We start from the raw sequence: 13,302 nt of genomic DNA on the forward strand, positions 1-13,302 counted from the left end.
AATTATGAAGAACTATTCTTCTGCTTTTTTAAACCTTATCCTGGATATCCATGCACTTTCATCGTTCAAGAAAGTATAGTGAGAAGTTATACTTATCATATTCTCATTTAGTTTCCAATCATAGACTTCGAAGTAGTCTAAGTCGGCCAGTGCAGTTGGTGAAGCTAATTCACCGTCAATCCAAAATTTCAGTTCCTTTTTGTTCTTTAATTCAAGAAGCTGGCTCAGCGTTATTTTAGTAAGCGATTGTGGTGGATTGAAAACCTGTCCATTGTTTTTCGGGTTAACCCACATTGAGTATTCGCTGTCATTCATATCTCCATAGGTTTTGATTACTGATTCCCCAGACTTGGAAATGTATTTTAGGTGAGCCGAAGAAGTAGGAGCTAAGAAATATTCAACCTTTTCTAAATCTATACCTGGGCTGTGGAGCTGAGGGTTAAATTGTCCCTTTTTGAGTTGTAAGTCCTGTGATTCACCCTTTTTCTGATCCTTAGCCTTGATTTCTTTTACTTTCGGAGTCTCCTTCTTCTCTTTGGCTGGTTTGACCTTTTCTGGTTTCGCTTTGACTTTAAAAACTATTGGAATGTTCGCCACTTCGGGGACCTCCACAACTTCTTCAGACTCGCTCATTTGAGGTATTTCTTCGACTTCAGCAACTTCTTCTAAGGCCTCGTTTTTCTCTTGAAATTGTTCTTGTACCTTTTTCTTAATGCGTGTTGGGTATATGTACTCGAGCCATGTACCATTAGCCTCGGGCCGTGTCTTATAATACTCGCGAGTAACAATGTTTAGTTGATATTCGTGCTTGCCATAGTTTGCTGCATTCTTGTATAGTCTGGATTTAAAGTAGTGGTGTATATCCATTACCTTTAAGGACTTAATTGCTTCATTATCAACTCGTTTATTATTTAACCATACACCATATTTCTTAGTGTTTTGAAAATCCTCCAGCATTTCTTCATCAATGTAGGATGGAGGTGGAGGGGGCATGTAGAATTCTGGATCTGAGGTGCTGTCCCGGAAGCGTTCTTTTTCGCTTTGGCTCAATTCAGAATACCTTTTCTCAATAGTTCTACCATTTGAGTCTTTAAAACGCACCTTATCCAATTTAATCGGTGGAGGAGGAAGTAGTTCTTGCGTTGGCTTTTTCTTCTTCTTTAGAGTGTCTTGAATATCCAATTCTATATTTGGATTAAGATCCATAGAGACATCAGTAGTTAAGTTTCTATCAAGGTCTATTTCTACACTCAGGTCTTTGTTGGGACTTAAATCTACCTCTTGGGCTATAAGACGTGTTGCTCCACCGAACCAAAATGTGCATGCTATAATACCAGCAGCTGCAATCTGCTTGATCATTGACTTGAATCTGTTTGTGTTTTTAGTCATCATATTTAATCTTTTTTTGGTAAAACCGTAATTGAGATTACTGGCAAGAACGGGTGTCAGCACCTGCTGCTTGCGCGTAATGTTTAATAATATTTTTTGGTATTCATAAGCTGAGCTCTGACTCTTCAAGACATGCTGATCCGCCAAAAACTCATGGTTAAGTTTGATTGCTTTTTTAATAAAGTAGATAAAGGGATTGAACCAGAGTAAGCATTGGACAAACTCTATGTAGATAATGTCATAGCTATGTCTTTGGGTAATGTGATGCCTTTCATGTTCAATGATCTCTTCAGGTAAGTTCCCCTGTTCGAAACGAGTCTTGTTGGTATACATAAGGTTCAGAAAACTGAATGACGCTCTTATATCTTCTCTCAAGACTATTTTTATCCCTTTGTCACTAATAACATGAGCCCGGTCTTTAAGTCTGACAATGGCGTTGAGGTTACGAAAGAATCTGATGAGGAGGACAGCTGTGATCAAGGCGTATGTGCTCCAAAGCACTGATGGCCAGGGTATGTTAAAGGTGGCCTCTGGCTGTTGCGTGGCTTGTGATAGGGGTAATGCATAATTCAATTCATCTGTGGTAACTGACTTAGCATAGTTATGAACCTCTTGGACAGCTGGCGCCTCAATGATTTTCGTTTTAACCACTGTCAGAGGCACAATAAGTGCGATTACCACTATAGCTAGCAAGAAAAAACGGTTAAAACGAAAGAGTCTCTCGTTTTGTAAAACGCCATAATAGAAAAGTAACAGCAGACCTGAGCAGCCTATGAACTTGAGTAGGTAGATCATTTTTTTCTCTGGTTTATCTGTGCTTCAACTATTTTTTGGAGTTCATCTAATTGAGCATCTGTAAGGTTCTTGTCAGAGGCAAAAAAGGAGGCAAACTGGGATACCGAATCATTGAAGAAATTCTTAATCACTCCATTGAAATGCTTAGAGAAATACTCTTCTTTTTTTAGAATGGGGTGGTACTCGCGAACATTTCCATATTTCTTAAATCCTATTGCTCCTTTGTCTTGAAGACGTTTTAGGAGGGTAGCGATGGTAGTTGATGCAGGTTTTGGATCAGGGTAGGCATCTATAAGGTCCTTCATAAATGATGGGCCTGTCTGCCATAGGTATTGCATCAGTTGTTCTTCAGATTTCGGTAAACTCATTCTACTTTTGTCAATTGTATTCTACAAATGTAGAAGCATTGATCAAAACTACAAGCTTAGTTTCGATTTTTCTGAAATTATTTCACCTGAAAGGGCTAAGAGAGTCTTATGGAATGATTTTGTCTTAGAGCGTATAAAACCCTAATTGTTCGCTTCTGTGGATTCTGAGGCTATGTTTTCTCGTTCAGTATTTACCCAGGCTTTGAGAGATTCAATCTGCTCATCACTGAGTTTTGCTTCACCATGCATTCTCACATAGTTAGGAAGAGGCATGTGTCCTTCTTCCACTTCTTCGATCATTTCTTCGAGCTTGTGATCTCTTCTTCTTGCTGAGTAGGTGCCCCACTTTGAAAAATTCAACTCATCTCTGCCATGTTCTATATGCTCTGCTATTCTCCAACTTACAGGAGCAATGCTCGCATACCAAGGGTAGCGGGGTTGGTCTGAATGGCAGTCATAGCAAGCTGACTTAAGCATGTTGGCCATTGGTCCGTCTATCTCAAGAACTTGAATAATGTCATTATCAGTGACAGGCTCATTGACTCGTTCTGGTCTGTTGATAAACTGGATTACAATTGCCGTGACAATGAGTGCTCCAAGGACATACTTAAGTGCTTTTTTCATCTTGCTCAATTTATCGACAATTTATGTAAATTGGTATAAACGAAAAAAGCTCGGTGACCAGCCGAGCTTTTATGTTTCTTGAGTAGTCTTAGTTAGACTTTTTTCCTGTAGGTCGTGTATGCCCGACTATCTCCAGTGGGTGGTCATCATGTTCGGGAGCTGTTTCGTAAATGACTGCTTCTGGGAAATCTGAGTGAGAGAAGTTGCTGGTACTAGCCCTTAAATTTGTGATATCAATCTCCTTTTTCAGTTGCTCTATAGACTTTTGACCTTTAGAATAGGCCTCGATTTGGCTCTTTGTTACTTGAAGTCTCAATGCTCTAGGAAGCTTCGTTTTTCTAAAGGATGAACCAAAATTCAAGTTCAGGATTACGACTTCGTCACTCTTCACACTTCTTAGGGTACGACCATAAGTAACCAAGCTCTCTTTGACCAATTCGATGAGGTCATCAAAACTTTCTTCAATTTTCTTATTGTCTTCTTCTAGCTTCTTGTTGGTATTGTCATTTTCAGGTGCTCTTCTGCCAGTAACAGTTACGGCATCTGCCGATAGAAACCTTACTCCACTGCGAGCGCCAGTCAAATTCAAGTCAAACATTAAGCCAAAGCCTTCAAAATAGGTCCAGTTGGTTTTACCACTTCTTCGGTAAATTCCATCGAAGTTTGATTGGAACAAGTCGTCTAAGATTCCAGCCATAATTTTGGCATCCGGGACAGTACTTGTAGTGCTTTCAATGATATTTTGAGATACTGCAGAACTTGCCGATTGCAAACTTGTCTTACCATTCAGGTAGCTAGTGATCGTAGAGAAATCAATAGACGAGACCAGTCTCTTTTTCTCTGTTCTACTTCCGCCACGATAAATGACATTGGCACCTCCTTGAATCGTTAAACCATTTTGACTGGACTTAGTAGGTTCCCTTAAGGCAGAATAGTTTACATTCAACATTACTTTCTCGCCCGGTTTCAGATCGCTAAGTATACTCCCATAGTTAACCAAGAAGTCTTTTGATACTGATTTGATTTTATCTTCCCTTTCCTTATTTTTTTCTTCAGTGGTCTGCTCGGTTTTTTCTTCTCTCTCTACATTTTGTATTGCAACTTGTTCAGCAAAAATCACGTCATAGCTGCTTCTACTTGAGGAGCCCATATTGAAGATGACTCCTTTTCCAGGAACGTAAATTCCCTTAGCTCCTCTGCTAGATGAATAGAACCTGTTGCCTTCGTTAAATAAGTCGTTCAGGACGTTTTGCAAAATGATGATGTCCCTCTCCATTTTGGGAAGCTTAGAGATATCTTGAGTGCTTTGTCCGGCAACCCCCGCTACGGTGTATGCATCCTGAGCTAGTGAGCCCAAGTTTAAAGTGAGTAGCGCCACTGTCGCTAAAGCCCATTTTCCTATTGTTGTTTTATTTTTCATAATTCTGATATTTCGATTTTAATCTTTTTCTACTGTAATTTTTTTAGCAAACAGGTCAGCCTCAAGCTTTCCCTCTTTGAGATCTTTTAAATCTTTCATGTTCCACTTAGCGGTGATCACGTAGGCTCTTTCGCTGGCTTTAGGAGAAGGAGGTAAGACCTTGCCATTCTTTTTTACTTCTGAGTCCTTTACTTCGAAAACAACCTTAAGATCTTCGTTGCCATCTAAGTGTGGTATGTAGCTATTGAAATCCGTAATGAATTTGATGATCGCATCAATCAAGCGTTCTTGCTGGAGAGAAATGATCTCTTGAGTATAGAAGGTATCCATCATGCCTTGATCTCCGCTTCTGAAAATCCCACCCTGAGTATTCATGAGAATATCTGCATTGGGAGCATCTACTTTAAAAGTTACACCTTGGCCCTTTTTGTACTCTGCTTCAGTGTTAGTGATTTTATTGAGCAGCGGGTCACCATCCCATTTTTTGAGAAAATTCTCTAAAGTCACCCTTGTTATTTCCATGTCGCGATTGACCGCACTAAAGGATTGAGCTTTTGCGCTGAGCACGCCCAGGAGCAAAGCAAGGGTGAGTATATATTTTGAGTTTTTGACCATTATTATTTGTTGTTTGAATTATTGGCAATTACTGTGTTCACCTTTTCTTCTAAATCGACCAAGGCGTTTTCAAACTGAAACTGCTTGTTGATGGTAGCATCTTCCAATTCAGTAAATGCCGCTTGAATGCCTCTTAAATCTTCGATGCGTTGGGATTCGATATTGTTTGAAAAGTTGACTACGATTTGTCTTAAAATATCTCTATAGTCCCCACTCAGTTTGTCGTTAAGACCCACCATTTGGTTAATGAGTGCATCTTTTTCTCTTTCGAAGATCTGATTAATGATTTCCTCATTAGCGTTGTTGGCTTGTAATGCATTAATCTTGAGGTTAAGGCTGTCCTGACCAAGCTTCATGTTGTCTTGAAGGTAGGCAGCCATAGACGCATTGTTTTCAAAGATCATATCTGATATTTCTTCTTCTGACAGGCCTCTTTCAATCTCTCCGTATCCTAGATAGAGACCTTCTGCATCGTAATTGACTTTGAAGCCAGTAAGCCATCCAAAAGTCAAGAGCAATAGGAGTGTCGCTGCAATAGCAACATACTTTCTCCAATAGAGCCATTCCTCATTTTTAGCGGGCTCAATAAAGGCTAACTGACCAGGAAGTTCTTCGTCTTCCAGTTCATTGAAGATCATTCTTGTATCGCTAAGCGCCTTCAGCTTTTGCTTTTCTTCAGGATTAGCTTCCAAGTAAACCTCTACAAGTTCGGCCTGTTCGGAGTCAAGCTCACCATATAGGTAGGCTACTAATGTCTCTTCGGTTGGTTTATATTTCATAATGCACCGTTTCTCTGTTGATATTCCACTGATCAAGTAGCTTCTTAAGACTACCTAATGCGTAGTAAAGCCTAGACTTTACAGTGTTCTCTGAGATATCGACAATCTCAGCTATTTCTCGAATCTTCAATCCTTCATACTCCTTCATAATCACCACGATTCGCTGTTCTTCTGGTAGCGTAGCTAAAGCTCTTTTTAAAAGTGTCTTTAACTCTTCATTGCCATAGACTTGTTCAGGGTTTTCGTTTCTAGTAGCACTGACCGAGTTTTCGATCTGTGCATTCTCCTGATTGTTCTGAACTTTCATGAAAGGGAAAACCCAACGTTTTTGTTGCTTTCTTACTTCTTCATGACAGTAGTTGGCCGCAATTCTATAAATCCATGATTTAAATCGACCTTCCTCTTTCAGTGTCTTCAAATTCTTATTCATCGAAATGAAAGTTTTTTGAGTCACCTCCATCGCTAAATCATAGTCGTTGAAGTATTTATAAGCAAAGTTGTAGATCCGCTTTTGCCACTGTTTTACCAGCTGATTCATGGCAATTACATCACCCGACTTGGCTGCTGTTACTAAGAAGTTGGTTTGTGGCATCAGGTCGATTTCCTTCATGGGTTTTCGTTCCGCCTTTATGATGACAGTGGATTTAAAAAAGTTTGAAGGAATTTAGAAAAGTTTCCTCACTTCGTCATAAGTGTCCTTTGATGGGCTTAAAGGATGATGGAGAACAATATAACATCATTATGTGATGCTGCTTCTTGTTCCATAGGATGAGATTTGGTGTTAGTCAATCAAACATCGGCTTAAAATGAAGAAGCTATTCGCATTCCTTACCATAACTCTGGGACTTTTGTCCTGCTCAGAAAGTAGTAGTCCAGAATACAGAATTGAATTGGTCAGTCAGGGAAATGTTTTAGGATTTCAAGGAGCAACTCTGCCTCAACCGATTATCGCTAAAGTGGTCAGTGAAAGTGGGGAAGCTCAATCGGGTATTGATGTAATTCCATTTGTAAAGAATGGAGGCGGGTTCATAGAATCAGCTTCTACAACCTCTGATGCCAATGGGCTAGTCACTGTCAATTGGCAATTAGGAGAGGCACTTTCTCAAGGCTTGCAGATTAGCCTCAAGGATAATTCAAAGGTCTTTGTTACGGTGACTGCCAGAGCTAAGTATTCTTACAAGCAGCCTGCAACTGAGCAAGATGGTTGGATAATAGGTGATGTTGAGGAGTTGAGCGATGAGCAAAGAAGTCTGATTTTTAATGGTATAGATAGGCTTCGTAATGATGAGTTCCCTGAGGTTCATAGTGTCGTTGTAATGCACAAGAGAAAGCTGGTGTTAGAGGAGTATTATGACGGAACGGACTCAAATGGGAACTTCATTGAATGGGATCGTTTCACCAAACACGAGATTCAATCTGCCAGCAAGTCTTTTAGATCAATGCTAGTAGGTATAGCGATTGAAAAAGGTTTTGTTGAAGGCGTGGACGTGCCTTTTTATTCTTTTTTCCCAGCATTTGACAACCTTAAAGACGAAGAACAAAAGGGTGAGATCACATTGGATCATGTCTTAACCATGTCTGCCGGTTTCGACTGGGACGAGTGGAGTTTTCCCTTTGGTCATGCAAGTAATAACCTAAGTACTATGTATGCCATGCCTTCAAGTCAATGGGTGCCTTATGTTCTAGGTCTACCAATGAAGTACGTACCTGGAAGCACTTTTGCTTACAGTACTGGTACATCTTTAATGCTGGCAAATGTGATTTCGAATTCCATCGATACTGATTTAAGAAGTTTTACCCGTGAGTACTACAGTGATTTGGTCGAGGGCACACCAGTGAACGATCCAAATGGTAATCGAATGACGCCTAGAGAAATGGCTAAAATGGGCTATCTATACTTGTACGATGGTAAATGGAAAGACAATCAAGTCGTTTCAACAGATTGGATTGAAAAGAGTATCACCCCAAGGTTTGAAAATATTAATACCTCAGGAGGGTATGGGTACCAGTGGTGGCTGAAAACATTTAGCACTTCAAAAAAGGGTTATGATTGCTACTACGCCAGTGGCAATGGAGGTCAATTTGTTGTTGTGAATAAAGAGCTAGATCTAGTCGTGGTGTTTACTGGAGGGAATTTTGGCTCTGCACAAATGTTCGATATTCTAAATTGGATGGAAGACCATATATTTTCGGCTTACGAATAAACTTATCGTTGTTGGGTGATGATTTTTCTTTCACCCATATCATATTTTCTGCCTTTTCGCAGCATATGAAAGCGTTCTTGACCTGGCTGATTTTTAACAAACTGATTTTTGGTTTGATCCCAATGCGTTCCGTCATAAACAAGAACATAACTTTGCCCGATAACTTCAAACTGGTTTCCAGTTACTAGAATCGCTGTATTTTCATCAATTGAAATACCGAGTAAGTCAGGGTATACCTTCAACACCTCGAACATGTCGAATTGACGATTTCGGGCCATCGTATGCTGATCGATCGCTATATTCTTTACAAAGCCGAAACCTTCTTCATGATCGCCTACCATAATGGTGTTGGTCCGACTATCACCTCTGGCCAAATAAGAGCCTTGTATTGTTGCACCAGCAGAACTTCCTGCAATGACACCACCGCGATCTAGCAAATCGAATAAGTATTCTTGGACCTTTGTATCCAGATAGGAGTCCGCAAAACGCCATTGTCTTCCACCAGGAAGATAAACACCTGTTGCTTCCTTTAGCACCCCCGCAAATGCCTCAGTATCTGCTTCCTTAGGGTCTGTGGTATGAAGCACTGTTACCTCTGCCGCTCCTCTAGCTTTCCATGACTTAACCAGGCCTGCTATTCTCTGTTCGGTTACTTCGTAGCCACCAGCGGTCGGAATAACCACAATATGAGATTGCTCTCCTCCGGCTAGTTCCATGAATTTGGCATAAACATCGGCATCACGAAGTGCTCCACCTGCAATAATCAGATGTCCTTTCTCAGGTCCGGTAGTTTGTGTTTGGGCGCTTAGTCCAAAACAAATGAAAAGGGCGATTACACTTAGAAATAGTCTCATTGCTTTATGATTTTGGCCACGTCATCGGCAAATAGTGCTACCCACTCTGAGTACATTTTACCTGAAGGGTGTAATTTGTCTTTAGCCACTAACTCGGGCCGTTCTTTTGCCTGGCGAGATATAGGCGTAATATTGAAAAAGGGGATGCCATATGAAATGGCAATGTGCTTAGCGATGCTATTGTACTCGTCCAGCTCTTTGGCTATCTGGTTTTCCTTAGCAGCACCGAAAGGAGTTTTTCCATAGTCAGGAATAGAGACTACAAATACTTTTTTCGGGTTATTGCCAGCAAACTTAATGGCAGTGTTGATCAATTCTTCAAATTCTTTCTTGTACTGCTCAATTGACTTGCCCTGATACTGATTGTTCACACCAATTAATAGAGACACGAGATCATAACCTGACAATAGTGCTTTGTCTTCCTTAATGCCATTTTGAAGATCATCGGTTCGCCAACCTGTGGTGGCAATAATCTTAGGGTCTGCCATCGCAATACCCTGCTCGTTTAAGGTCTTGACGAGTTGTACTGGCCACCTTTCTGATACTGCTACACTTTCACCGATGGTATAGGAATCACCTAGAGCGAGATAAGTCTTTTGGGCCATAATAGTTGTGGTTGAAAATGATAGGACAATTACGAAAAGCAGTTTGAGCTTTCTGAACATAGGAAATCGGTCTTTGACTAAATTTAGTCAGCTAACTCTCTTAAGTCAACTGGTACTACTCTGGAAACACCTTGTTCTATCATGGTGATTCCGTAGATAATGTCTGTTGAGGCCATTGTGCGCTTATTATGCGTCACAATAATGAATTGTGACTCCCCAGAGAATTTTTTAATGATGTTGTTGAACTTGTCAATATTGGCATCATCTAGCGGAGCATCTACTTCATCAAAAATACAGAATGGTGCAGGCTTGAGCAGGTAGATTGCAAAAAGGAGGGAAGTGGCCGTCAGTGTTTTCTCTCCACCAGAGAGCTGGTTGATAGTCAACGGACGTTTACCTTTTGGCTTAGCCATGATCTCAATAGCCGATTCCAATGGATTGTCCGGATCAACAAGCTTTAAATCACAATCATCTTCATCCGTGAACAATGATCGAAACACTTTAATGAAATTTCCTTTAATGTTGTCGAAAGCTTCGAGGAAAGTCTCTTTGGCTACGGTATCAATTTCACTGATAGTTTCAAGTAGAGAGTCTTTGGCAGCAACCAAGTCATCGCGCTGCTCAGTAATGAATGTGTGTCGCTCTTTGATCTCGTCATAAGCTTCCATGGCCATTGGGTTGATTGGCCCCATATTTTCAAGACGCTCGCGTAGTTTAAGCACGTTTCTTTCTAGTTCTTCAAGAGGTTTCTCCTGAGGAACCTCTTCTTCACTTAGAAGCAATTGATCAAGGTCTACATTGAACTCTACTGAAAGTCGTTCCTTAACAGAGCTCAATTCTAACTTTGTTTCGTTGAGTCTATTTTGAAGCTCCATCATGAGCGTATCAGAATGCTCGCGCTTGCGTTGAAGTTCGCGAAGAGTTTTGTCAGAGACATCTATGTCACCTCGCTGAGCATAATAGTCTTTTTCCGCCTCGTTTACTCCTTTTTCGATAGACTCCTTCTCATCATACATTTCGATGAGTTCATCTTCATTTGATTCGGTATTGGCAATTAGACGTTTGATCTCAGCTTCATTGTTGCCGAGTTCGAGTTGGTTTTTTTCTATGCGCTGTTTGCTTCCTTCAAAGGCGGTCTGCTTAAAGCCAATTTCTTGGTTGACAGAGCTAACTCGATTTTGCTTTTGGTGGAAAAGTATATTTCTCTCATTGAAAACCTGAGACTTTTCTGCAAGCTTCTGTGACTCAGTCTTTGCCTTCTCTTCTAGGGATCCAATAATGCCTTGAACTTCAGTAAAGGCCGTTTCTTCCTCTAACACAGTTGGCTTAAGCTGATCGAGTGAGGCACTGATTTTATCAATATTGGCAACAATGTCCTCTTTGCGATTGGCTCTGCTGGAAAGCATTTGCCCCAGTTGCTCTTTCTTGGTCTTAATAGAGATCAACTCTTCATTGACACGATTGAAATCCGTCTGCAGTTGATCGATTTCAGACTTAAAGGTGTCTGATTTTAATCGAGCTAATTCTTGTTGGCGATGCTCAAGCTTTTCCTTAATGTCGACAGACTTGGTCTCCAGGGACTTAATGCCCTTTTCGAGCTTTTCAAGGTTTTTCGCACGTCCTATACGCTTACCTTCAAATAAACCAACTGATCCGCCTGATACACTGAATTTACGTTTGGTGTATTGCCCACTTTCAGTAATAAATATTGCTGAGTCATCTACCGGGATGTCCCCGGGGCCGCCATTGACGATAAATACATTCTCCAAAATGAAGCCGATCAGTTTCTTGTACTTAGGCTCGTATTCAACTATTTCAGTAGCATGAATAGCATTTTCAAATAGCTTCGACTCTTTGGCTTCATAATGATCGAAGGCATCCAGTACAAAGAAGTTTGCCTTTCCTTTTGAAGCATCACTCAGGATATTCACTGCTTCGAATGCCTGGCGTTCAGTATCAACTATATAATAGTTCATATATGTCTCGAGATAGTTCTCGATAGTGACACGATACTTTTCGTCACAAGTAATGATATCGGAAAGGAGCGGAGCAGATTTATTCCAGTTGGCCTTCTTTTTCAAGAACTTGATGGCTTCCGGAAATCCTTCCAAGTTCTCAACAAGAGATTTTGTAAGGTTGTATTCGTTCTTTTTTGAGTCCAGACTTCTACTAACGGTGGTCAGTTCCTCTCTTATGAGGTCGATAGTCTCAGAGGTCTGTTGAACTGCTTTTGAGTGTTTTTCCTCAGCAGTTTTTCTGTCATCTAGAAGTTTCTTTTTTTCATCGAAATCCTTCTGGAGGCTTGAAAGCTTTTCGTCAAACTGTGCAAGTGTCTCAGATTGCTCAGAAGTGTCTGACTCAGTTTTGGCAAACTCTGCCTTTAGCGTATCAAGCTGAATCTCCTTTATCTCAATATCCTTTTTGAGATTATAAAGGCGTTCTCGTTTATCAGCAAAAGTCCTTCTTTTCTCTTCGTACTCATCTTGAGAACCTTGAGAAATAGCCTTTTGCTCCTGAAATATTTTTTCTAATGAACCAACCTCATTTGTAATGTTCTTAAGGTCTTTCTCTGCCTCATCTAGTTCTTTCCTTAAGCTTTCGAGGCTAAAAGCTGCCCTTTCATTGCTCTTACGATCGGATTCTATTTGTTCCCTAAGGTTGTCACTTTTATCCTCTAAAAAAGTAAGACGTTCATTCTTGATCTTTCTATCACTTTCGAACTGCCTGATTTTATTAACGTGTTCGTTAAGTGTTCTTTGGCGAGAGGCGAGTAACTTTTCCTTAGTGATAAGGCCTGTTTTTCCTTTTTCAATATTTGCCTCTTGATTAGCAACCATTTGACCGATCTCAATCTTACGGTCGCTTTCTTGCTTTATCTCAGCTTCTAGTTTCTTGAAGCTGTCTGTTTTTTCTGAAACGGCTCTTCTAGCAAGTTGAATACTGTCTACCTTGTATTCTTCCTTGAGTTTGTAATATCTCTCGGCCTGACGAGCCTGTTTTTCGAGCGACTTAAGGTTCTTCTCTATTTCGAAGAGCAAATCTTCGACCCGATCGAGGTCGTCATCGGTGTCTTTTAGTTTTCTAAGGGTTTCTTTCTTCCGCTTCTTGAACTTGGAAATACCTGCAGCTTCTTCAAATAAGTCACGTCTGGAATCATCTTTATCATTGAGAAGGTTGTCCACCATTTTCAACTCTATGATGGCATAGCTATTAGAGGCTATACCGGTATCCATAAAGAGATTGTTGATGTCCTTGAGTCTACAACTTACCCCATTCAATAAGTACTCACTTTCACCCGAGCGATAGTACCTTCTTGTAATAGTGACTTCAGTGTACTCTGTGGGTAATAGGTTTTTTGTGTTTTTGAACGAAAGAGAAACTTCGGCTAGTTGAGTGGGCTTTCTTTTCTTGGTACCATTGAAGATGATATTCTCCATCTTTTCAGAACGGAGCATCCTAGTTTTTTGCTCGCCAAGTACCCAACGAATGGAGTCGACCACATTGGATTTCCCACATCCATTTGGTCCTACAATGCCCGTAATACCCTCATCGAAATTGATAACAACTTTGTCTCCGAAGCTCTTAAATCCCTTTATTTCAAGTTTGGTAAGTTGCATTAACTAGAATCCGTAAAAAGTAGGTATAGCTA

11 protein-coding genes are annotated in these 13,302 nt (G+C 40.5%); 1 reads left to right on the forward strand and 10 read right to left on the reverse strand.

Annotated features, from left to right (window positions below; all coding sequences use genetic code 11):
• Positions 1-12: 12 nt before the first annotated feature.
• The 7 genes from J4E76_RS19335 to J4E76_RS19365 form a co-directional block, all read right to left on the reverse strand.
• A complete protein-coding gene (locus J4E76_RS19335) occupies positions 13-2,184 on the reverse strand; it encodes a M56 family metallopeptidase (RefSeq protein ID WP_208506446.1) in 2,172 nt (723 codons plus the stop codon).
• Positions 2,181-2,552, reverse strand: a complete 372-nt coding sequence (locus J4E76_RS19340; protein WP_208506447.1) for a BlaI/MecI/CopY family transcriptional regulator — start codon at positions 2,550-2,552, stop codon at positions 2,181-2,183. Before J4E76_RS19340 ends, J4E76_RS19335 begins: the two co-directional genes overlap by 4 nt.
• Positions 2,553-2,693: 141 nt before the next feature.
• Positions 2,694-3,176: a heme-binding domain-containing protein gene (locus tag J4E76_RS19345; RefSeq protein WP_208506448.1), complete on the reverse strand. Its 483-nt coding sequence runs from the start codon at positions 3,174-3,176 to the stop codon at positions 2,694-2,696.
• 88 nt (positions 3,177-3,264) lie between these two features.
• On the reverse strand, positions 3,265-4,596 hold the full coding sequence (locus tag J4E76_RS19350) for a hypothetical protein (RefSeq protein WP_208506449.1): 1,332 nt from the start codon (positions 4,594-4,596) through the stop codon (positions 3,265-3,267).
• A gap of 18 nt (positions 4,597-4,614) precedes the next feature.
• The gene (locus J4E76_RS19355) at positions 4,615-5,211 is read right to left on the reverse strand and encodes a hypothetical protein (RefSeq protein ID WP_208506450.1); all 597 of its coding nucleotides are present in this window, start codon (positions 5,209-5,211) and stop codon (positions 4,615-4,617) included.
• Between the two features lie 2 nt (positions 5,212-5,213).
• Positions 5,214-5,990 (reverse strand): anti-sigma factor, encoded by a 777-nt coding sequence (locus J4E76_RS19360; protein WP_208506451.1) that lies wholly within the window; start codon positions 5,988-5,990, stop codon positions 5,214-5,216.
• Complete coding sequence (locus tag J4E76_RS19365; RefSeq protein WP_236017556.1) at positions 5,980-6,600, reverse strand: RNA polymerase sigma factor; 621 nt, start codon at positions 6,598-6,600, stop codon at positions 5,980-5,982. Before J4E76_RS19365 ends, J4E76_RS19360 begins: the two co-directional genes overlap by 11 nt.
• Positions 6,601-6,796: 196 nt before the next feature.
• Between J4E76_RS19365 and J4E76_RS19370 the strand changes: the two genes are divergently transcribed.
• Positions 6,797-8,194, forward strand: a complete 1,398-nt coding sequence (locus J4E76_RS19370) for a serine hydrolase (RefSeq protein ID WP_208506452.1) — start codon at positions 6,797-6,799, stop codon at positions 8,192-8,194.
• 2 nt (positions 8,195-8,196) lie between these two features.
• On the opposite strand, the gene J4E76_RS19375 is transcribed toward J4E76_RS19370, so the two are convergent.
• The 3 genes from J4E76_RS19375 to smc are packed head-to-tail and all read right to left on the reverse strand — an operon-like array spanning position 8,197 to position 13,270.
• Entirely contained in the window at positions 8,197-9,048 is an 852-nt protein-coding gene (locus tag J4E76_RS19375; RefSeq protein ID WP_208506453.1) for a cyanophycinase, read from the reverse strand.
• Entirely contained in the window at positions 9,045-9,713 is a 669-nt protein-coding gene (locus tag J4E76_RS19380; protein ID WP_236017557.1) for an SGNH/GDSL hydrolase family protein, read from the reverse strand. The genes J4E76_RS19375 and J4E76_RS19380 overlap by 4 nt, the downstream gene beginning before the upstream one ends.
• Before the next feature lie 23 nt (positions 9,714-9,736).
• On the reverse strand, positions 9,737-13,270 hold the full coding sequence (smc, locus tag J4E76_RS19385; protein WP_208506454.1) for a chromosome segregation protein SMC: 3,534 nt from the start codon (positions 13,268-13,270) through the stop codon (positions 9,737-9,739).
• Positions 13,271-13,302: the final 32 nt, after the last annotated feature.

Origin of the sequence: Roseivirga sp. E12, from assembly GCF_017592825.1 — a bacterium.
Lineage (GTDB): Bacteria > Bacteroidota > Bacteroidia > Cytophagales > Cyclobacteriaceae > Roseivirga.